Origin of the sequence: Paenibacillus sp. FSL R10-2771 (assembly GCF_038000205.1) — a bacterium.
Classification (GTDB): domain Bacteria; phylum Bacillota; class Bacilli; order Paenibacillales; family Paenibacillaceae; genus Paenibacillus_AQ; species Paenibacillus_AQ phytohabitans.
The window spans coordinates 1,004,686-1,027,284 of sequence record NZ_JBBOBM010000001.1; the positions used below are offsets into that span (position 1 = coordinate 1,004,686).

The 22,599-nt window shown below is 54.3% G+C and carries 14 protein-coding genes; 9 read left to right on the forward strand and 5 right to left on the reverse strand.

The genetic code is table 11. The annotated features are described in order from the left end of the window. The first annotated feature begins 52 nt into the window (after nucleotides 1-52). From NSU14_RS04330 to NSU14_RS04340, 3 genes are read left to right on the forward strand one after another with little or no spacing between them, the layout of a single operon-like run. A complete protein-coding gene (locus tag NSU14_RS04330) occupies nucleotides 53-1,033 on the forward strand; it encodes a carbohydrate ABC transporter permease (RefSeq protein ID WP_081970185.1) in 981 nt (326 codons plus the stop codon). Continuing rightward, on the forward strand, nucleotides 1,030-1,887 hold the full coding sequence (locus tag NSU14_RS04335) for a carbohydrate ABC transporter permease (RefSeq protein WP_076245114.1): 858 nt from the start codon (nucleotides 1,030-1,032) through the stop codon (nucleotides 1,885-1,887). Before NSU14_RS04330 ends, NSU14_RS04335 begins: the two co-directional genes overlap by 4 nt. A gap of 32 nt (nucleotides 1,888-1,919) precedes the next feature. Next, nucleotides 1,920-4,889: a GH36-type glycosyl hydrolase domain-containing protein gene (locus tag NSU14_RS04340; protein WP_340943110.1), complete on the forward strand. Its 2,970-nt coding sequence runs from the start codon at nucleotides 1,920-1,922 to the stop codon at nucleotides 4,887-4,889. A 5-nt stretch (nucleotides 4,890-4,894) separates the two neighbouring features. Here NSU14_RS04340 and NSU14_RS04345 read toward each other — a convergent pair whose 3' ends face one another. Continuing rightward, nucleotides 4,895-6,502, reverse strand: a complete 1,608-nt coding sequence (locus NSU14_RS04345) for a response regulator (protein WP_076245112.1) — start codon at nucleotides 6,500-6,502, stop codon at nucleotides 4,895-4,897. Continuing rightward, nucleotides 6,480-8,207 carry a sensor histidine kinase gene (locus NSU14_RS04350; protein WP_340943116.1) on the reverse strand — a complete coding sequence of 576 codons (1,728 nt, stop codon included), beginning with the start codon at nucleotides 8,205-8,207 and terminating at the stop codon, nucleotides 6,480-6,482. Before NSU14_RS04350 ends, NSU14_RS04345 begins: the two co-directional genes overlap by 23 nt. Nucleotides 8,208-8,350: 143 nt before the next feature. On the opposite strand from NSU14_RS04350, the gene NSU14_RS04355 reads away from it, so the two are divergent. After that, nucleotides 8,351-9,931 (forward strand): extracellular solute-binding protein, encoded by a 1,581-nt coding sequence (locus NSU14_RS04355; RefSeq protein ID WP_340943119.1) that lies wholly within the window; start codon nucleotides 8,351-8,353, stop codon nucleotides 9,929-9,931. A gap of 64 nt (nucleotides 9,932-9,995) precedes the next feature. Here the strand turns inward: NSU14_RS04355 and bglS (NSU14_RS04360) are convergent, their stop codons facing one another. Further along, on the reverse strand, nucleotides 9,996-10,730 hold the full coding sequence (bglS, locus tag NSU14_RS04360) for a beta-glucanase (protein WP_445670082.1): 735 nt from the start codon (nucleotides 10,728-10,730) through the stop codon (nucleotides 9,996-9,998). Nucleotides 10,731-10,921: 191 nt separating this feature from the next. After that, nucleotides 10,922-11,611 carry a beta-glucanase gene (bglS, locus tag NSU14_RS04365; protein WP_371916283.1) on the reverse strand — a complete coding sequence of 230 codons (690 nt, stop codon included), beginning with the start codon at nucleotides 11,609-11,611 and terminating at the stop codon, nucleotides 10,922-10,924. A 228-nt stretch (nucleotides 11,612-11,839) separates the two neighbouring features. Here bglS (NSU14_RS04365) and NSU14_RS04370 point away from each other — a divergent pair, with 228 nt between their 5' ends. Then, nucleotides 11,840-12,907, forward strand: a complete 1,068-nt coding sequence (locus NSU14_RS04370) for an AI-2E family transporter (protein WP_076245106.1) — start codon at nucleotides 11,840-11,842, stop codon at nucleotides 12,905-12,907. An 868-nt stretch (nucleotides 12,908-13,775) separates the two neighbouring features. Next, nucleotides 13,776-16,223 carry a leucine--tRNA ligase gene (gene leuS, locus NSU14_RS04375; RefSeq protein ID WP_336101182.1) on the forward strand — a complete coding sequence of 816 codons (2,448 nt, stop codon included), beginning with the start codon at nucleotides 13,776-13,778 and terminating at the stop codon, nucleotides 16,221-16,223. 208 nt (nucleotides 16,224-16,431) lie between these two features. Here leuS and comER read toward each other — a convergent pair whose 3' ends face one another. Next, nucleotides 16,432-17,283 (reverse strand): late competence protein ComER, encoded by an 852-nt coding sequence (comER, locus tag NSU14_RS04380; RefSeq protein ID WP_042139487.1) that lies wholly within the window; start codon nucleotides 17,281-17,283, stop codon nucleotides 16,432-16,434. 147 nt (nucleotides 17,284-17,430) lie between these two features. On the opposite strand from comER, the gene NSU14_RS04385 reads away from it, so the two are divergent. From NSU14_RS04385 to NSU14_RS04395, 3 genes are all read left to right on the forward strand, one after another. Continuing rightward, complete coding sequence (locus NSU14_RS04385) at nucleotides 17,431-18,420, forward strand: ComEA family DNA-binding protein (RefSeq protein ID WP_340943125.1); 990 nt, start codon at nucleotides 17,431-17,433, stop codon at nucleotides 18,418-18,420. Nucleotides 18,421-18,986: 566 nt separating this feature from the next. Beyond that, entirely contained in the window at nucleotides 18,987-19,505 is a 519-nt protein-coding gene (locus NSU14_RS04390) for a deoxycytidylate deaminase (protein ID WP_039300969.1), read from the forward strand. A gap of 193 nt (nucleotides 19,506-19,698) precedes the next feature. Then, a complete protein-coding gene (locus tag NSU14_RS04395) occupies nucleotides 19,699-22,575 on the forward strand; it encodes a ComEC/Rec2 family competence protein (protein WP_340943128.1) in 2,877 nt (958 codons plus the stop codon). The last annotated feature ends 24 nt before the right edge of the window (nucleotides 22,576-22,599 follow it).

Sequence of the window (22,599 nt, forward strand, 5' to 3'; positions counted from 1 at the left end):
GCCGCGCGATAGGGTGCGGCGGTTCTTCCATTAGTAAAGTGAGGGATAAGAGATGGGACTCCATACTGAAAAAAATCTGCCTGCGAAGGCTGCTTCCGACAAGCGCGGACTGTGGCGCAAACGGGTCAGAGAGAATAAATTTGCTTACATGCTGATGGTGCCGACCATCATTTTCATGCTGTTGGTGCATTTGCTCCCTATGATTCAGGGATTCTGGATGTCATTCCTGAAGCTGAACCAATTTACACTGGGCAAATATCTCAAGGCGCCGTTTGTGGGGATCGACAATTATATTGGCCTGTTGTTCAACACCGATAACCCGGTCCGCCAGGGGCTCAACTTTGCCATCCGCAACACCGCGATTTATTCAGTCATTGTAACGATCGGTGTAATGATCATGGGCCTGATGATGGCCTTGCTGCTGAACCGTGATTTTCCCGGACGCAGCATTGCCCGTACAGCCATGCTGCTCCCATGGGTCGTTCCGTCTTATGTGGTCGGTGTGCTCTGGGGTTTCATGTGGCAGAAGGAAGGCATTATCAACTATTTCCTGGTCGATGTCCTGCATCTCTTCAATGAGAAGCCTTTCTGGCTGCTGGGACCGAATACGATCTGGGCGATCATTATCCCAACCATCTGGCGCGGCTGGCCGTTCCTGATGGTCATTTTCTTGGCTGGACTCCAGACTATTCCCGAAGATATCTATGAAGCGGCAACCATTGACGGTGCGGGCAAGTTCCGCCAGTTCTGGAACATGACGCTGCCGATGCTTAAGCCGGTTATTGCGGTACAGCTTTTATTCCAGATTATTAACAATGTGTACTCCTACAACATCGTCTCCACGATGTTCGGCAACGGTGCCGGATATCCGGGGGAATGGGGAGACCTCCTGATGACAGCCTTGACCCGCCAATCCTTCGGTTATTGGTCCTTCGGTTCGGGTTCTGCCGCTTCAATCATGCTGATGTTTGCCATGCTGATGGTCGTCGGTATCTGGTACCGCGCCTTTAGATCGGAGTTGAATGCCCAATGAGTACACACCGTAAACGTTCCGTCAGTTCGTTCCTGCTGACCTCACTAACCTGGGTCATCGTTGTATTGACGATATTCCCCATTTTGTGGATGATCTTCACCTCTTTGCACTCTAATGACCAAATTCTGAACGGTATCACTACCTTTAGCCTGCCGAAGCCGCAGTGGGTCAATTATATCAATATGTGGGATACCGTTAATTTTGCCGTCTATTTCCGCAACAGCCTTCTGATCTGCGGTGCGACAACCCTGCTTGCCGGCTCCTTTGCCGTTCTGGCCGGGTATGCGCTGGCCCGGTTTGATTTTCCCGGAGCGAAGCTGTTCAGCATGAGTATCATATCCACCCAGCTGATCCCGGGGATTATGTTCCTGTTCCCGATTTATCTGATGTTCCTGTGGATCAAGAATACGTTCGGTTTGCCGATGATCAATACGTACTGGGGAATGATTCTCGTCTACACGGCGTTCTACACCCCAATCAGTATCTGGATTATGCGGAGTTTCTTTGTCTCAATTCCAAGAGACCTGGAAGAGTCGGCTACGATTGACGGCTGTACGAAATTTCAGGCTTTCTACAAAATCATTCTGCCGTTGTCTCTGCCCGGCATTATTGCGACAGGCATCTTCATCTTCCTTACCGCGTGGGATGAGCTCCTCTTCGCCTGGGTTTTGACAACCAGCTCGGATGTACAGACGATTCCGGTCGGTATCCGCTTGTTTGTCGGCCAATACAATACCCGCTACGATCTGCTGATGGCAGCCTCCACGGTTGTAACCGTGCCGGTCATGGTCATATTCTTCATGACGCAAAAATACTTTATCAGCGGTATGACCGCGGGGGCCGTCAAGGGCTGACCCGCAGCATGCCAGGAAAGGTGAGAGCAATCATGCTGAAATTTACTACCGCAAGAGAAGCGATGGCTTCGGCTGAAGAGATCCTGAGACAAGCCTTCGCAGACCGGATTGGCCCCGGGGCGCACATCAGCGCCCTCTTTACGGATTCGGAACGCCGGGGGGCTGTAGGCATAGCTGGTCTGCCGCTTCGGCTGCCTGCCATTCAGGAGCTGCTGAAGCTCCCCGCTGTGGCAGCGCTGCTGCCGGGTGAAGCGGGTGCCTCCGCGTTGTTCGCCGTAAACGAAGAAGCCACGGAATTGTCACTGTATATCCGGCACGCCGGAAGACAGGAGCAGACTGTTGACGTACCGGAGGCTGCCGCAAGCGTGGCTTTGGCGCACTTGCAGGCTGCCCCGGGCTGGGCAGGCGCGCTTAACGCTGAGGGCGAGCATGTAATTGATCTGCGTTCACCCGTGCCGGGTCCGCATTTCGCGGTCAATTTGCTGATGGGCAACCGTCTGAGCTTTCCCCATCCGCTTCAGACCACCCCGAAAAGCGTTGTTGACCGGCTGGGCGGCGGCAGCTTCCGTTCACATGCGGCCACCCAGGTGCTGGCCACCCGCTGGGATATGCGCCAGGAGGAGAACGGGTTCCCGGCTAACCGGCAATTCTATCTGTTCGAGGACGGGAAGCAGATCTTCTATTCCGCGGACCCCGGAGATGAGGGAATGGAATCGGCGGTCTGCCGGCATTCACAGAATGTAACCCGAATCACCTGCCGCACGCGCTGCGGACTGGAGATTACACGAATCATCTCTATTCTGCCTCAATACGAGGGCCTGCCTCTGGCTACCGAATTACAGCGGATTGAGATTGAGAACCATGGAGAAGCCGACCGCCGTCTGCGGATCGTCTACACGGGAATGTTCGGTTCCGCCGCACCGGGTGCATTGTTTGAGGATGTGCTGTACAGCAACGTTATTATGCAGGGCGGAGTGCTCCAGGATAATACGGGAGCCGTGGCAGCCATCAGTCCGGATTATTATCCCGAAGGCGGCCGTCATGATCTGCGCTTCCACACAATGATCGTTCACGGGCCAGAAGGACCGGTGCTGCCCCGTGAATACTGCGTCAGCTACAATGAATTTGTCGGCACAGGCTCGCTGCACCGTCCGTCCGGCGCGCTCAGACTGAGTAACATTCTGCACCGTAAGGGGCCCGGCTTCTTCGCGGTAGCCGGGGAAATTCAAGCGGCTGCGGGAACTAAGACAGCTGTTGACCAGTTGACCGGTCTTGTCTCCGACAAGAGCGGGGCGCTCTGGAATGACACAGTGCTGGCGGATGAAGTGGGGGCTCTGGTCGCCCGTTTCTCCGACCCATGCGCGGCGGAATCAGCGCTGGCGGAATCAGCCGGGTTCGTGCGGGATTACAGCAAGTTCCTGCAGGTATTCTCCGATGACAAGAATTTCGATGTCTTTGTCAACCGCAATCTGCCGTTTCAGGTGCTCTATCAAAGCTTTGTCTCCCGTTCCTTTTGCCAGACACAGAAGGGCTACAGGGAGATCGGCTTCCGCGAAATCCAGGATTTGTACGCATCGATGTATTATTTTGTCGGCATGGGACGAAGCGCTCTGGTGAAAAGTCTGCTTAAGGAATGGACCGGCATGGTGTTTGAACTGGGCTATGCCTATCATAACTTCTTCTGGGCCGGCAAGGAGCCGGGCAAATGGTCCGACGATGCGTTATGGCTTGTTCAAGCCGTCTACCGCTATGTAATGCTTACCGGCGATCTCGAGTTCCTGGACGAGTCTTGTCCGGTAGCGGGACAAGACTCGAGCCGGCCGGTCTTCGAGACACTCAAGGCGATTATTGTCTATTCAGGGCAGATTTCAATCGGCCGCCACGGTCTGCCCTTACTGGACTTCGCAGACTGGAACGACTGTCTTAAGCTGGATGACACGTATCTGAACGGTCCAGCTAAGGAAAAGCTCTACCGGGAGCAATTGCAGGCAGGCGGGGTCTTCGGGGATTCACTGGACAGCGATTATTCCGAGAGCGTCATGAACGCCTTCCTGCTGAAGGTAGCGGTAGATGGACTGTCTGCTCTGGCTGCCCGCAAAGGGGAGCAGGATGATGCCGATGAGCTGAACCGCTTCGGAGCCAAGCTGCGCGGGCGTATTCAGGAGCATGCCTGGAAGGGCGATTTCTTCGCCCGCGTGCTCTTCAACCGGTACCCGGATGGCGAATACACTTATTTGGGAGCTGCCGGAGACGGTCTGTCAGCAGATCCGGCATCCGAGGGTTCTTACTTCTTAAACTCCTTCAGCTGGAGCATCCTGTCGGGCTGTGCCGATGAGTCGCAGATCTCGGTGATGCTGGACACTATGAAGTCGCATCTTATGACTCCTTTCGGATTGAAGCTGGTTTCGCCGGTTGCCTTGGGCCGGGTCTCTACCCACACAGCTTCGGACGAATACTTTCCGGGTGACCGGGAGAACGGCGGCGTATTCAAACATGCCTGCATGATGGCCGCAGCTGCGATGTTCAAGGGTGCCAAGGAAGTCTCGGATTCAGGGCTTGCTGCCGAGCTGGGCCGCCTCGGCTATTGGCTGCTGGACCGGATCATGCCGTTCAAGACGATGGAGGATCCGTTTGCAGTCTGCGGAAATCCGCGATTCTGCACTCAATATAATAACAGCGAGACCGGTGAGAATATCGGTCCGATGCTAAGCGGCACCTCGACCTGGCTCACCCTCTCGCTGATGGAAGCGCTGGGCATTGAATATACGGCGCAGGGCATCGCACTGAGTCCGATCCTGCGGGAAGAGCAGACAGAATTCTCTTACACTCTCAAGCTTGGCAAATCTTCGTACTGTATCCGGATCAGTAAACCGGAAGGCTTCCGCCGGATGCACGGCGGTGATGCCCGTCTGACACTGGATGGCCGGGCGCTGGAGGATCGGTTTATTCCGACTCCGGATGACGGGCTCACCCACGAGGTGGAGCTGCGGTTTGAAGAGTAAAGATGTTATAATGCCCGGTCACGGAATTCATGCGGGGTCATCCCCGTGTACTCCTTAAAGAGCTTGATAAAGTAATGGGCATTGGAGTAGCCCAGCTCGGCGGAAACCTCATAAATTTTCAGCGGCGTATGAATGAGCAGATACGCCGCTTTTTCCATCTTAACCTGACTAATGTAGTCGCTGATCCGCTTGCCTGTCTCAAGCTTGTACATTTTGGACAGATATACCGGATGCATCTGGACGTGATCGGCGATGGCCTGAAGGGAGACATAATGTATATTGCGGTCAATATATTCATGTACGTTCCGAATCAGGACTGTCCGGCTGTCCCGCCGCTCGGATTCGAAATGCTCCTTCAGCAGCTTAACCATCTCCAGCGCCCATTCCCGCAGCTTGTCTGCCGTCTGGAAGGGGGCCTGCTTCATTAGCGGATTGCCCACGATCTCGCCCAGCATCTTCTTATTCTTATGGGCGAAATAATAGAATGCCGTCTCCAGATGCAGGCGGGCCTCATGGATATGCTCAAGAGAGTGGTCCGGATTCCGGGCCAGCTCCGAAGCGATGGCGTTCAGCTTGTCTTCGATCCCCTGCCAGTTGTTCGCTTCGAATAAATGGAAGAAAAGCGGAGGCTCGTAGAGCGGCTGGAGAATTTCTACAGGGTTAAAGCTGCTGTTGTCCGTGGCATCCAGATAGATGCCTGTTTCGCTGCCGATATGCTGGCGGATAGCTGAGATGCCGGATTGATAGAGCGTGTACACCTGATCCGGGAATCCTCCCCAACCCGTAGTGACCACAGAAAGGCCGCCGCCAATCAGCGTGCTGACATGATTCTGCAGCTGATAGGCGGCCTGGGTGATATCATCTGCCAGATTCAGGCGGGGTTCAATGTCTTCCCTGGGCTGCAGCAGAAATACAAGATAATCATGGACATCCTTGCTTGACCAGATGTGGAACCGGTCTTGAAACAGCTCTTGCGCGATATTAATAATGGCGTATTCGAACAGCAGCATGCTGCCCATGTCCTGACGCCGGAAGAACTCCTCCGGTCTGACGATTACAAGGCATACCGGCAGGCTGGTGGAGAACGGCAGATCGAATTGGGAGAGCCGCTCGTGCAGCTGCGGCCTGGACATCTTCCGCCCCTGCAGGAGCTCGCCGAGCAGCCGGTCCCGCAGGAGCGGAAGATGCTCGCGGAAGGTCTGCATTGTCCGCTGATAGGAGGACCAAGTCTCCCATTCGCCGCGCAGCTCTTCCTGGAGCCTGCCAATAACGGCAACCAACTGGTCATTGGCAATTGGCTTAAGCAGATAGGCACTGGCTTGCTCTTCAATCGCCTTGCGGGCATATTCGAATTCGGCATAACCGGTCAGCATAACGACCCGGATATGCTTCCAGCGGCTACGGATGGAGGCGATTAGTTCGATGCCTGAAATTTCAGGCATATTGATGTCTGTGACAACAATGTCGATAGGATAACGCTGAAGCAGCTCCAGTGCCTCGTATCCTGAATAAGCCTTGTGGACTTGTTCAAATCCCATTTCCGTCCAAGGAAGCGAAATGGATAGATCGTCGACGACATAAGGTTCATCGTCAATCAGAAGAATTTGATGCATAGGGTTCCTCTTTCTTCTCCATGCGAAGAGTGATTTTTAAGCCGCCTTCAGGTGAAGGGGCGATCAGAAGGCCGGATGAATCACCATAATGGGACCTGAGGCGCTGCTGGATGTTCCATAGCCCGCAGCCTCCGTCCTCGCGCGCCGTTTCGGAAATCCGGGCCTGCAAAGCGGTAACTGCCTCATCCGTCATGCCAGCTCCGTTGTCTGCAACGGTGACTATGACACTCTCTTGTGTATGGGAGGCGGTGATCCGAATGGAGCCTTGGCCGATCTTTTTCTCAATGCCGTGAATGATGCTGTTCTCCACCAAGGGCTGGATCAGCAGCCGGGGAATCGGCAGACCCAGCAGATCTTCCGCGATATCCATCTCATAGCGGATGCGCTGTTTCCGCAAATTCTGAATCTCCAGGTAATTCTCCAGCAGCTTCAGCTCGTCCTGCAGCGTAGTGAGGGAATGGTCCGCCTTGGTGATGTAGCGGTAATATTCTCCGAGGTTAAGCGCCATAGCCTCCACCGAATCGGTGTCGCCGACAACGGCCTTACTCTTAATAAAGAACAGGCAGTTGTAGAGGAAGTGCGGATTAATCTGCGATTGAAGCTGTTTCAAGTGGGCATCCTTGGCCCGGAGCTGCTCCAGGTAGACCTGTTCAATCAGCAATTGAATTTTCTCTGCCATTTCATTGAATTCTTCGTTGAGCATTGTGAACTCAGGATTGGTCTTGGTATGAATACGGGTAGACCAGCGTCCTTCCTTCATCCTGTTGAGCGAACGCAGTAAAAGGCTAACCGGACGCTGCACTTGACGATATAGCTGCAATGAGAACAACAGGCTCATGACCAGGAGAAAAGCCGATCCCGTCAGGAAGAAATAACGGCTGCTGCGGATCGGCTGAAGAATCTGCTTCAGCGGCGAATAATGCACGACCCGCCAGTTAATGGCCGATGAAGGAACCGAACTGATAAGAAAGCTGCCCTTCTTGAGGTTGAGGATCTCCGATGTGCCCTGTCCGTCTGCGGAATCAAGCGTTGCGGTGATCCGTTCAGCCATTTCCCGGTCGGTATTGCGGGAGAGGATCATCCCGAAAACCGGATGGAACAGGAAGGTATCGCCCTTGTTCTGTGACTGGTAGGCATCGAACATTCGTTCAATGTTGGATACAGGGAAATACATCGACAACAGCAGTTCCGCCTCTCGGGGAGGGCTGCTTTCTGTAGCGGGATCTGACAGCAGCAGGCGGAAGCCCGCTTCAGTGCTGCCCCTGTCCTCAGAAATATACTCCCAGCCTGCCGGAAGCGGATTCTCCAGTACGGAGGAATCAAAGGAGAGTGAGGAATCTGACCCCAAGGTCTCACCGTTGTGCGGCTTGTACAGGACAATCCGGTTCTCCCACGTACTGGAGCTGGTCTGAAGGGAGAGCTTCTCCAGCACGGTCATAATGGTCTGGGCGGGGTCAATAAGATGGCCCAATTGCCGGATCTGCTCGTAGTCACGGATGGTCGGGTCTCTCTGAAGAGCATACATGCTGCCCGCCAATTGGTTGATATTGTTGTCCATCTGCTGGGTCAGGAACTCCAGGTGATTCAGGTCCGTTGTCTTGATCTGACTCGTGATGACTCCGATATCCTTGCGGTAGGATAATCCGTAGAATAAGAGTGTGGTTGATATAAGGGAGAGCAGGATTGCAACCATTTTAATAAACAAACTCGGACGCCAGGCCATAAAATCATCCTTTTCAGAAGCTTTCACTGTTAGCCGTAATAAAAGAAGTGTACCATGTGATGCCGAAGAAGATTATGATACAAGTTGTCCGGCCCTCCAGAACATTACGAAAAGCAGGTGGTTCCATGAAATTCAGATTGCCGTTGATCGCGCTGGTCCTGATATTGTCGGGCTGCACCTTCCGCAGCTCCGGGGGCACTCTCCCGGCAGCTTCCCCGGAGAGCACGGCGCCTCATTTTGACGTCAAAGCGGGTAAATATAATCCGCCCATAGACCTGTACACAGTGGGCTCCGTGAACCCCAATTTGACCTTTAAAAAAGGCGAGAGCCTTGAACATAATGTGCATACGGCCTGGGCGGAGGAACGGTTGGGAATCCGTATCCGTTATCTCTGGACCATCTCCGGCACCTCCGAGAACTACGCCAACAAGCTGAGGCTTGAGCTGGCCAAAGGCAATATGCCCGATGTTGTCACTACAAGGGATGCAGCCATCATTCAAGAGCTGATTGACTCCGGGCAATTCATGGAAGTCGGCAGTTTATTTGAACATTATGCCTCCCGGGTGTGGAAGAAGGCTGTTGCCGAGGACACCTCGGCATGGAATGCCTTCGTGCGGGACGGGCATAAGTATGCGATTCCCATCATGGATTACGAATACAACTCCGATCCGCTGCTTTGGATTCGCCAGGATTGGCTGGACAAGCTGAAATTGGAAACACCGCGGACTCTGGATGAGCTGGAACAGGTCATGGACGCTTTTGTCAACCAGGACCCGGACGGCAACGGATTAAAGGATACTTACGGCCTTGCGTTAGGATTCCGAAACGGTCCCAGTACCTGGATGGGGGACAGCAGCTGGATTTTTGGAGCATTTGGCACGGTTCCCGAGCAATGGAACCGCCGGAGTGACGGAACCCTGGAATATGGTTCCGTGCAGCCCGGCGCCCGGAAGGCTGTCGCGCTTATGAAGCATTGGGTCCAGCAGGGGTACTTGTCGACGGACAGTGCCTGGCTTGATGAAGAGGGCGCCGCCAACCGGTTTGTCTCCGGCAAGGCCGGCATGATTGCCGGCCCGTATTGGATGCGCGGCTGGCCTTTGTCTTCCCTGACTGCCGCAGACCCGCAGGCGTCTGTCAAGGCTGTTGCGATACCCTCCGGACCGGAAGGTACCGCTATGAGAAGAGGCACCTTACCTGTCAACGGAGCAATACTGATTAACAAGAAAATGAAGCACCCCGAAATCTTTTTTACCTATCAGAATTATATGTTTGATTATTATGCTACCTCCACCGGCGAGTTCATTAATGGTCTTGCAGAGGGCTATGACTGGGCAATGGCGGACGGCAAGGCGACCATTGAGCCCTCTGCGCTGCCGATGGGCGTCATCCGGGTGGCCTCCTACACACTGACCTTCGACGGGGCGAGAATTCCCTCCGAAGTGATCAAGGAGATTCCGGAGGATATTACCCCGGTGCTGCTGGGCCAGAAGGAGGCTTCCCGTAAGGAACAGTTCACGGGACCGCCCACCAAGACGATGAAGAGCGACGGTGAGCTGCTGAAGAAGCTGGAACAAAAAAGCTTTCAAAACATTATCTTTGCAGACAGCGGTATCGGGGAATTTGACGAGTTTGTCGGCAAATGGAAGGCCTACGGGGGATTGTCCGAAACCTCGGAGGTCAATGCCTGGGACCGCAGCCGCCGATGAGTCCGCAGGGACAAGAAACCGCCTTCATCAAGGCGGTTTCTTGTCGGAGAGGCGCTGGAGCTTCTTACTCGCCCCGGTCTGGCGCTGGAGTATAGCGGAATTCGTCATAATAAGCATGTAGCGGAGCCTTGCCGTCATAAGCCTCCAGCCAGGAATCCACACCTGTTCCGTTCCAGAGATTCATCATAATACGGCCCGGAGTAAAGGGGATACTCTCGGTCGCTGTATGAACAGGGCGGCCGTCTACATACCAGGTAATGGAATCCCTCTTCCAGTCGAAACCATACCAGTGAAATTCTTCTGACGCGTCAAAGCCGAGGTCAATCACCTTTTCATGTCCCCCGATGCCGTCTGTGAAGTAGTTCAATTGCATCTGGCGGGTGTTTTTACCCAAAAATTCAATATCGATTTCATCCCAGGGCTCGCCTTCCGAAGGGCCGGTATACGTGAAGAAAGAAGAGACTACACCGGGATTGGCCGCCGGCTTCATACGGATTTCATACTTGCCATAGCTGTACTTTTCCAGCGAACGGTATTCTGCACCGTCGAACTCGCCGGGGGACCGGCTGGTAAGAGACAGGGTCATAAGATCATCCCCGGCAAATGAGATGTTATCTTCTCGCCAGGTGCAGTTGAACATGTCTCCGTTGGAATAACCACCCGTTTTTTTCCAGAACTCCGAATTGAATTCTGTAAAATTGTCCTTCGCGCCTCCTGCTTCGGATCGGGGTGCTGTAGTGAAGGCCCATAGGCCCCATACTGCTGCTGACAGAGCAGCAACGGCTACGGATGCTTTGATTAACCTGTTGCGTATCAATTCTGTTCCTCCTGTGATGATGTTTCTTGCTTTTATCGTACAGAACCCAGGCTCTGGCCGCTATACCAATGTGTCAATCCGGATAACAAATTCTGAAGATAACGGCTTCCGGGCAGATGTAAAAGAACTCCGGCAGGTGCGCTCTGTGCACCGCCGGAGTCCGGATTTTGTTTTTAGTTGCCTGTAAATTTCAGCCAGTCGTAGTAAGCGTAGAGCGGGTTGGCTCCGTTATAGGAACCGAGCCAGGAGTCCACTCCCGTTCCGTTCCAGAGGTTCATCATAATTTTGCCGGGACGGGACGGAATATTGCTGGTGGCCGTATGCTTTAGAACGCCGTCCACATACCATTTAATGTAGCCCTGCTGCCAATCGAAGGCATACGTATGATAACCCTGGGAAGCGTCAAATCCCAGATTCACGATCTTTTCATGACCGCCAACCCCGTTTGTATAATAATTGAATTGGACTTTAGTGGTGTCCTTGCCCAAAAACTCGATATCAATTTCATCCCAGGGCGTGCCGTCGGAAGGTCCGGTATAGGTGAAGAAAGAAGAGACGATTCCGCTGTTCTTGGCAGGCTTCATGCTGACTTCATATTTACCGTAGCCGTACTTGTAGACAGACCGCATTTCTGCACCGTCAAATTTATTATTGCTGGGACTGGTCAGTGCCAGACGAAGCTGTCCGCCGCTTGTAAATGAGATATTGTTAGCGCGCCAGGTGCAGTTGAACATCCCGCCATTGGAATAGCCGTCGGCTTTTTGCCAGGTTGCGGAATTGAAGTAGGTCAGAGGCTCATCAAAGACGGTGGCTGCCGAAACAGACGGAGCTCCAGTGAGCAATCCGGCAAGCAGCAACAGCATACCTGCACCGCATAATCGTTTTAACCTTTTCATAATAAAAGTACCCCTCCTCGGAATGAAAGCGTTTTACAATATGATTTTAGCGGACCTTGATGCCGGCCACTATACCAACTTTCCAACCCAAATAACAAAAAACCAATTTTTTGCAGGCAAGAGTATTTCATTACCCTCTCACACATACTAATATTGCATGACTGTTAGAGGCTGTACATATTCAGGAGGGGTATTATGGAGCAATGGTCCCAAAGTAAATGGTTCCGCTGGATGATCGGCGTGCTGCTCTCCCTGATCATTCTGTATTTCGTCTGGCTGCTCCGCCCCATGCTGGAGGGAATCTTTCTGTTTCTAAAAGCGATCCTCGCCCCGTTCCTGGCGGCAATGATCATCTCATATGTGCTGAATCCTGTGGTTTCCATGCTCTCCAGGAGAAAAATGCCGCGCAGCGTGGCCGTCCTGCTGATCTATGCCGTATTTCTCACCTCACTCGCGGTAATTCTGATCAACCTGATCCCCATGTTCATCGAGCAGCTTGAGGAGCTTAACGAGCATCTGCCCGAAATGACACTGCATGCGCAGGGTCTGATGCGGAACATGAACTCCAGACTGATTCCGCCCGGCGTGGAGACGGGGATGAATAACTGGTTCTATCAGCTGGAAAACCGCCTGGCCGAAGGTATCTCCCATTTCCTTGATAATATTGCGTCGACGATCGGTATCCTGTTCAATGCATTCATTGTGCCTTTTCTGGTGTTCTACATTCTCAAGGACTTCGATGTGTTCGAACGGACCGTTGTATCCTGCCTGCCCCGTTCCCGCCGCAAGTCGATTGTCACCCTGCTGAAGGATATTGATGAGGCACTCGGCAATTATATCCGCGGGCAGTTTCTTGTCTGCATCATCATCGGCGTGCTGGCCTATATCGGCTATATGATTATCGGTATGCCTTATGCGCTGCTCTTCGCCTGCGTGGTAGCGGTCTTTAACATTGTGCCTTATATGGGTCCGTTTCTGGGTGCGGCTCCGGCCATTGTAATGGCTTCAACCCTCTCGTGGCGCCTGGTACTAATGGTAGCTGTGGTGAATACACTATGCCAAATGCTGGAGAGCAACGTCATTTCGCCGCAGGTCGTCGGGCGGAAGCTTCATCTGCATCCGCTGCTGATTATCTTCGCGCTGCTGGTCGGCGGGGAGATCGCCGGAATGATCGGACTGATTCTGGCGGTGCCGTTCTTCGCAGCCGGTAAAGTGGTCATTCAGCATATCATCGCCTATTATATCCGCAGAAAGCCGGCATAAAAGCAGGGATATTGCTAAATCATTGACGGTACATGTATCTTTTGGTTATAATGTGGTGAATATTACGAATAAGAAGCAGTACACATAGCAGTGCGATGAAGAGGAGTATTAATTCGTGAGACCGTTATTGCAGAGAGCCGGCACCTCAGGTGCGAGCCGGTTAACGGACCGCAGTGAACTCACCTCGGAGTAACGGCGCGAGCCGCAGGTTCCTTAAGCTTCATTAATAAGGAGACCGGCGTGTGAACCGTCGTCGCCTCACCCCCGCTAAAGGGTGTCAAAGTGAGTGCCGGACAAAGAATGTCCGCCGCTAACTAGGGTGGTACCACGGGAATTCAAACCTCTCGTCCCTAGCGATAATACGCTAGGGATGGGAGGTTTTTTTGCGGTTAGTCCGGCGGAGCGGCGGGAAGCCTGGGATGGTTCCAGCGGCGCCGCACGGTCAAGGATATTCCAGCAGTTCCGCGATCCGAAGCGGGGCCTGGGCTTTGCGGATTCTGCCGGTCCGGCGAAGCTTGGGCGGGTTCCTGCCAACCTGGCGAATCAACGGCGGGTTTGGCTTTTCAGCCCTTCCGGCCCCCAGCGAATCATTGCGGGTTCTTGGACTTTGCTGCTCCGCCAGGCCAGCGGATTGGTTTTACAGAACTTATGTAAAGATAAAGGAACGGATAGAAATTTTGGAGCTGGAGCAACGTTAGTGGCCGCCTTTAGATTCGGATTTCTACCGCGATGAGCGGTTCTAATCAGGAAATCCGAATATAACAGCGGGCGGAAGCCCAAAACTTTCTGCAGTGACCCTTATTTACAGTATTTCTTTTTATAACATTAGCCTTACCTAAGACAGCAACACTCCAAGGAGGAGCATAAGATGAGCGACAACACATTTACCCAAGCCCACACCGGCTACCGTGCCCAGACCATCGAGCCGAAATGGCAGAAATTCTGGGACGAGAACAAGACTTTCAAGACAAGTGAAGAAGCAGGCAAACCGAAGTTCTACGCCCTGGATATGTTCCCGTATCCTTCCGGCGCAGGGCTGCACGTAGGCCATCCTGAAGGCTATACCGCTACAGACATTGTTTCCCGCTTCAAACGGATGCGCGGCTACAACGTGCTCCACCCGATGGGCTGGGACGCTTTCGGACTTCCGGCTGAGCAGTATGCGATGGATACCGGACAGCATCCGCGTGACATTACCTTCAAGAACATTGATAATTTCCGCCGCCAGATCAAGTCGCTGGGCTTCTCCTACGACTGGGACCGCGAGATTAGCACAACTGATCCGGGTTACTACAAATGGACGCAGTGGATTTTCATCCAGCTGTACAACCGCGGTCTGGCGTATGTAGCTGAGGTTTCCGTGAACTGGTGTGAAGCGCTGGGTACCGTCCTGGCGAATGAAGAAGTGATCGACGGCAAAAGCGAGCGCGGAGGCCATCCCGTGGTCCGCAGACCGATGCGCCAGTGGATTCTGAGAATTACCGAATACGCAGACCGTCTGCTCGAGGATCTGGATGAGCTGGACTGGGAAGAGAGCATTAAGGATATGCAGCGCAACTGGATCGGCAAATCGACCGGCGCTGAGGTGACTTTTGCCATTGAAGGGCATGAGGCTACGCTTGAAGTGTTCACCACCCGTCCGGATACCCTGTTCGGAGCAAGCTATTGCGTCGTGGCACCGGAGCATAAGCTGGTTGATGTGATTACAACAGAAGAGCAGAAGGCTGCCGTTGCAGACTACCGCGACAAGGCTTCCCGCAAGAGTGATCTGGAGCGTACCGATCTGGCCAAAGAGAAAAGCGGTGTCTTCACCGGCGCTTACGCAATCAATCCGGTGAACGGCGCACAGGTGCCGATCTGGATTGCCGACTACGTGCTGGCCGGCTACGGAACCGGAGCGATTATGGCTGTTCCGGGCCATGATACCCGTGACTGGGAGTTCGCCAAGCAGTTCGGCTTGAATATTATTGAAGTAGTGCAAGGCGGCAACGTCGAAGAAGAGGCTTATTCCGGCGACGGCCCGCACGTAAATTCCGGATTCCTCGATGGCCTGTCGAATACTGAAGCTATCGCCAAAATGATTGCCTGGCTGGAAGAGAAGGGCAGCGGCAAGGGCAAAGTAACCTACCGCCTGCGCGACTGGCTGTTCAGCCGCCAGCGTTACTGGGGGGAGCCGATTCCGATTCTGCATCTGGAAGACGGCACAATGAAGACCGTTCCTGTGGACCAGCTGCCGCTGGTACTGCCGGATGTGGATGCCATCAAGCCTTCGGGCACAGGTGAATCCCCGCTGGCGAATGTAACCGAATGGGTCGAAACAATTGATCCGGAGACTGGAATGAAAGCCCGCCGCGAGACCAACACCATGCCGCAATGGGCCGGCAGCTGCTGGTACTACCTGCGTTATATTGATCCGCACAATGATCAGGAGCTGTGTTCACCCGAGAAGCAGAAGGAATGGCTGCCGGTTGACCTGTACATCGGCGGAGCCGAGCATGCGGTGCTCCACCTGCTGTATGCCCGCTTCTGGCACAAGGTTCTCTATGATATCGGCGTAGTCGATACGAAGGAACCGTTCCACAAGCTCGTGAACCAGGGGATGATCCTGGGGAACAACAATGAGAAGATGAGTAAATCGCGCGGCAACGTCATCAACCCGGATGAAATCGTAGAAGCTTACGGCGCAGATACACTGCGCGTCTACGAAATGTTCATGGGGCCGCTGGAAGCGACTAAGCCTTGGAATGAAAAAGGCGTGGAAGGCATCCACCGCTTCCTCTCCCGCGTATGGCGCCTGTTCGTGAACGAAGATGGCAGCATCAGCGCTAAGATCTCGGCAGATGGCGGTACCGATGAATTCAAACGGACCTGGCATAAGACGCTGAAGAAGGTAACCGAAGACTTTGAACATCTGCGGTTCAATACGGCGATCAGCCAGCTGATGATTTTCATCAACGACGCTTACAAGCAGGAGAGCCTGTCCACAGAAGCGGCAGAACAGTTCGTCCAGATGCTGTCGCCGCTGGCACCGCATATTGCCGAAGAGCTGTGGCAGCTGCTGGGTCACGAAGGAAGCATCAGCTATGTCGCATGGCCGGCTTATGATGAAGCCTGGACCGTAGATGCGGAAGTGGAAATTGTCGTGCAGGTTAACGGTAAAATCGTTCAGCGCGCACTGATCCCTATGGAAATGGGTCAGGAAGACATGCAGAACCATGCACTGGCCCTGCCGAACGTGAAGGCAGCCGTCGAAGGCAAAACCGTACGTAAAATTATTGCCGTTCCCGGCAAGCTGGTAAATATAGTAGTGGGTTAAGCGAAGAACGCAACATTGCCCGCAGCAACGGATGACTCCGTGCTGCGGGTTTTATTGGTTTCCGGCAGTGCACCGGAAGCGGAGAACGGAGCGGCAGAGCGTAGCATAAGGCGGGCATGGCAAGAGGGGAAGGACGATGGCAAGGCATACAGCCCTTGCAATAAGCTATGGCAATGGACGTTGGCAGAAGGCTATCGCCGCAGCTGCCTTAGCGGTCAAGTGGGCTCTGGACGATGCTGCTGCGCCCGAACAGCTCGTCGAGCTTTTCCACATCTTCATCGTATTTGTCATGCGTAGTGGTGATCAGGCGTTCGAATACCCCTTCCAGACTCGTGCGCAGGTGGTTCAGCGCTTCCGCTGTAATGCCTCCGCGGACGGCAACCCGTTCCTGCAGCCCCTGCGGGGTGAAGGAGCCTTCTGTCAGCAGCTTGCCTGTACCAAGCAGCATTTCACCGGCCAGACGGCTGACCAGGGCCTCATCAATGCCGGTTGCTTCTACAGCCGCTTCGATCCACCGTTCCAGGAAATAGCTGATGAACGCCGGGCCGCAGCTGGAGAAATCAGAGGCAATCCGCGTATGACTCTCCGGGATTTCCGCAGGAACACCAATACATGAGAATAGCCGGAGCAGGACCAGCCTGTCTTTTTTATTTAATCTGCTTCCGAAGATGCACAGAGAAGTCCCGCTTTTGACGGAGTGGGTGATGCTGGGAATAATCTTGGCAATTTTGGAGGGCAGTACGGATTCAAGATGGTACAGCTGAACTGGACTAGTAATGGATACGACAATCTGCTCGCTGCGCAGGTAAGGGGCAATCTCATCGCTTAACATTTTGAACTGCAAAGGTTTGACACACAGAAACACGATATCGCTCTCGGACGCGGCTTCGATGTTGCCCGAGCATACAGTGATTCCGGGATGAAGCTTCTTCAGCTCCCTCAGCTTGCCCGGGCTGCGGTTGCTGGCCAGCACATCACACGGGTCAAGGGCTCCCGAACGAAGAAAGGTGTCGATGAGCAGACCGCCCATGCTGCCTGTTCCGATAAATCCCACTTTCATCCTGTGGTTACCTCCTTTCTAATGTTGCTGGGTTCTGGGCTTACAGGAATACTCTTCGTTCAATGTATGCACGGCAGTCTTGGACAAATGACAGGTTTTAAGCTTGTTTTTGAATAAAATTCCAGTTTACTGAAGGAGGACAGCTTCATGGGCAAAAGAATGATCGGCTGCGCCATCGCCGCTGCCCTGCTGGGCGGTGGTCTGGTCTGGGCTGCAGACCACAGGGCAGAGAACGGCATCGCCGGGTGGGAGACCCTGAACGCCGGGATGGCGCAGGCGCTGGGGGTGGCGGATGGCGGCACGGGAACGGCAGGGGTGAGTGGTGAAGATGGTGGGAGCGGCGCTGAAGGGGCAGCGGCTATTAGTGGCAGCGGTGCCGGGAGTAGTAAGGCGCTGGCAGCGCCCGGAGGTGAGGGCGGTGCTGTAAGTGAGGCCGGAGGTAAGGGCGGTGCTGTAAGTGATAAGGCCGGAGGTGAGGGCAGTGCTGTAAGTGATAAGGCCGGAGTGATTAATGGCACCGGGATTGCTGCTCCGGCGGGGACAGCCGGGGCAGTGGCAGGTGGGGATGACGGGAATACGAACGGTAAGGCCGGGGCAGCGGTTGGTGGTGGGAACGCAGGAGTAGCTGGGAGTGGGACCGCTAGTGGGGGGATGGTTGGTGCAGTTGGGAGTGGCGCTGTAGATGGTGGTGTGGCAGGAGTAGCAGGAAATGAGGGCGGTGTAAATGGAGGGACGGCTGGAGTAGCGGGAAATAGCGCTGTAAGCGGAACGGCTGGAGCAGGAGGAAGTGGAGCCGTTAGCGGTGGTGAAGTAACTGGCGGTGCAGTGATTGGATCGGCGGGCAGCGGCGCTGCAAGTGGCGGGACAGTTGGTGCAGTTGGGAGCGCTGGAGCGGCAGGTGCCGCAGGTGCCGCAGGAGCAGTAGCTCCAGCAGTGGCTGCTGATGGCAGGGTCAATGTGAACATTGCCGATACCGCAGCCCTGATGGACCTGCCGGGCATCGGGGAGAAGAAGGCGCAGGCGATTATCGAGTACCGCAGCAGCAAGGGAGCGTTCCGCAGCCTGACCGATCTGGGTAAGGTGAAGGGGATCGGACCGAAGCTGCTGGAGCAGCTGAAGCCGCTGGTGGCATTTTGAGTCCAGGGACCCGCTGGATGATTCGAACGGGCGGCAGCATCCATACTGACGCTTGTATAAACTACAATTGGCAGGGAATTACCGGGTTGTTGTTACACAAAGTTGTCTGATGGAGCCGAGCCTACCCGCCATGCCCAACCGTATGCTCCGCCAGTCAGATAAGTGTATTTGGTACAACTAAAAACTGTAAAACTACTAATTTCTTAAAGTTAGTTGCACTTCGTACAACTAAAATACGTTGTGTGGCGATTTTAGCTCAGCAGATCGTGATATAAGTGTACGAAGTGCAATTAAACTGCTTTTCATCCGAATTTCAGTCTTTTTAGTTGTACAGAATACAGTTAAGTCCAGAAAATGAAAGGGAATAGTAACAGGTCAAGCCTGAGCCTGCCGGAAACTGAGCTTAACGCCAGAATCGACGTTTCTATCAGCAATTGCGGTTTACGCAGCATGATGCTGTAATGAGAACGGTTGGCAGGCTAGTGTTAGGACAAGCTGTATAGTGAAAGAATGCTGCATTATGTTACAATAATGAACAACTATCTAAGAGGAAGTGGAGATTGCTGATGACTGTGGCTTACCGCAAGAACTGGGATACATACTTCATGGATATTGCCTGCATGGTCTCCACCCGTTCGCGCTGTCCCCGCCGCCATGTCGGCGCTGTGCTGGTGCAGGGCAAGAAGCTGCTGGGCACCGCCTATAACGGCGCACCGATGGGTGTTCCGGACTGCTCGGAAGCAGGCTGTATGGTCTCCGAGCAATATGAGCGGGAGATCATTGACGGCGTAGAGACCATGGTGAAGAAGCAGCGCTGTATCCGTACAATCCATGCTGAGCAGAATCTACTGCTGTTCACAGACCGGAGTGACCGGGAAGGCAGTACCGTCTACGTCACGGATGAACCTTGCTGGACCTGTGCCAATATGTTAGCCAACAGCGGGATTGTAGAGATTGTCTATCTGCGTCCGTACCGCAAGGATATGGAGAAGGTTGAGGCCATGCTGTCTTCCAAAGGAATTGTGTTCCGCCAATTGGAGAACTATGAGCCGCCGAAGGAAACAATGATCTCGGTATCGGAATAACCGGAAGCATACCGGAGGACTTGCGTCACCACACAGAATAGGGACAGGTTAGTGTTATGGATAGCTTCAGATCTTCAGGGGAAGAACCTCTGCTTACGCATGTGTTTGCGTTTGCAGGGGTTCTTTGTCGTTGCTGCGGCAGCGGGACAGGAAAAGAGTAGTTCCATTTTGACGGGAAGAAGAGAATAGACCCATGATTAAAGGAGAGATGCTGATGAACAGAAGGCCGCTCTTAAGCTTCACGATCTGCTGGATTGCCGGAAGTGCGGCAGGCTGTCTGTTCTCCGGACGCAGTCTGCTGATCTACCTCGCAGGCTTGCTGCTGCTGCCTGCAATCTGGGCGGTCAGCGGCGGCATACGCTGGAGAACGGCTGCTGTGTTCGGGCTGGCGATTGCTGCGGCAGCCATGTACTGGGAGTGGAGTGAGGCGCGTAACGTGAGCCTGCTGCCGGAGCAATTGGAGCGATCGGCAACCGAACTGAATGAGGCTAACGTTACAGCCGCAGGCGTTATTGCTTCCCCGGTGGAGCGGGACGGGGACCGGGTTGATTTTACAGTGAAGCTGTCACGGATCGGACTGGAGCGGCAGGGAAGTCAGGAGACCGAAACAGCGGCGAATGTAGAAACGGGAGCTAAAGTAGCTACAAAAGAAAAAGTAGCTGTCGTGGTAGCGGCAGGGGCAGCAGCAGATGCAGAAAAAGGAGGAAGCGCAGCAGCTGAAGGTGCTGAAGCAGAAGCAGAAGCTGAAACAGGAGTAGGGGCAGACGCAATAACAGGAGCAGAAGAGGAAGCAAAAGGGGAACTGGTTGCCGTTCAAATCAAGCTTCAGGAAGAAAGCGAAATTGCTGTAGCCGCTCTTTGGCAGCGGGGAGACCGGGTAGTCATTGAAGGAGAGCTGGCCCAGCCGCAGATAGCGCGTAACTTCGGCGGATTCGATTACCGGGCTTATCTGCTCACGAAGAAAATCCACTGGCTGTTAAAAGGGAGCGGAACAGCCAGCGTTAAGATTGCCCCTCCGGCATCGTGGCAGCTATCCGGCATTCTGCGCTGGAATGATAGGATGCGCGCCACCCTCGGTGCAGAGATGGAGCGCTTATTCGAGGAGCCGCATGCCGGTTATATGAAGGGACTCGTCATCGGCATCCAGGAGGATCTGGACCCGGAGACCTTTAAGCAATTCTCACAGCTGGGGCTGACTCATATTCTGGCGATCTCGGGAATGCATGTTGCGGTTTATGTCGGGGTGATCTTATTTCTTCTGCGCCGCTGCCGCTTCACGAGAGAAACAGCACTCACGGTAACATTACTGCTTGTACCAGCCTACGTACTGCTGTCCGGTGCCGGACCGTCAGTGGTTCGCGCCGGGATAATGAGCATGATTGCTCTGCTTGCCGCAAGGCTCGGTATCCTTAAGGATGGAATGAACATTCTGGCCGCTGCGGCGCTGATGATGCTGGTCTGGAACCCGTATCTGCTGCTCAGCGTCAGCTTTCAGCTGTCCTTTCTGGTGACAGCAGGTCTCATGGTATATACGCCGCTGGCCGCGCCATTGTTCAGATGTTTACCTAACTGGCTGGGCAGCGCCCTCTCGGTAACCTTCATTGCGCAATTGGTCTCTTTCCCGCTAACGATATATTATTTTAACCAATTTTCGCTGCTGTCCTTTGCCGCCAATCTGCTGCTCGTTCCTTTCATCACGTTCCTGGTGCTGCCGCTTGGTACGCTGGCGCTGCTGCTTGGACGGTTCTGGAATACTGCCGCCCTCTTAACTGTGCAGCTTGCAGAGCTGCTGAATAATGCTACGTTTGAGGCAGTGGAGTGGGTAAACGGGTTTACAGCAGGTGTGCTGATCTGGGCTTCACCTTCATTACTGTGGATTTGCCTATACTACGGACTACTTTACGGTGTGTTGTATGCGTTGAAGAGACGGACGGAGATTACGCTTGCTCCACAGTATATGGAGGATGAGACCCGGCCGCTGACCGAGCTCGAGCTGCCGGGAAAGAGCCGTGGTAAGGCCGGCAATACCAGCTGCAGGGCGGCGCCAGCGGCAGCTGCGAGCAGCAGAAGAGCCGCGCTAGCCTTCCAGGCCTTTCCGCAGCCAGACGCTACGCGCTGGGGCAGCCTTGCCGCTGTGCTGTGCGCTACCGGTCTGACGCTTCTGCTGTACAGAGGCTACAATGCGGGAGACCTGGACGGTGCGGGAGCGATCAGCTACCTGGATGTGGGGCAGGGAGACAGCATCCTGATTACCACGCCGGGCGGAGCCCATATTCTGGTGGACGGCGGCGGAACGGTGAGTTTCGGGAAGAAGGAAGCCTGGCGAATCCGCCGCAGCCCGTTCGAGGTCGGAGCCAAGACGCTGCTGCCGCTGCTGAAGCAGCGGGGCATCCACCGGCTGGATGCGGTGATCCTGACGCATGGCGATCAGGACCATGCCGGAGGGCTGCAGGCGGTGCTGGAGGGTATGCCAGTGTCTGCTCTGCTGTTCAACGGGACGCTGGCAGATACGGAGCCGTACACCAAGCTGATGACTACAGCGCTTGCCGCAGGAGTCCGGCTGTATCCGGTACAGCAGGGCATGGTCCTGGCTCCGGATGAGGCGGCGCAGCTGCATTTTCTCTGGCCGGAGCCGCCTGCGGACGGGCAGACTCTGCCGGATGAAGTGGAGGATCAGAACCACGAATCGGTCGTGTTTCGGCTGGAGATGAACGGCCGCAGCTTTCTTTTCACAGGCGATATGGACCAGGCAGCGGAGGAAGCGATATTGCAATCCGCACAGCAGGCCGGAATACAGGCAGGTAAGCCCATCGACATCCTCAAAGTCGCCCACCACGGCAGCAAAACCGCCACCAGCGCAGACTGGCTGACCTTCTGGCATCCGGCAGCGGCGGTAATCTCTGCGGGTGTGAACAACCTCTACGGGCATCCAAATGGCGATGTACTAGACAGGCTAAAAGACGCAAATACAGAGGTATACCGGACCGACCAGCATGGCGAGATTCAGCTCAGGGTGGGTAAGAAAGCGATAATAATGAGACATAAGCTTAATATGAAGGATACGGAATAAACTATTTACGATGAACAAAAAAAC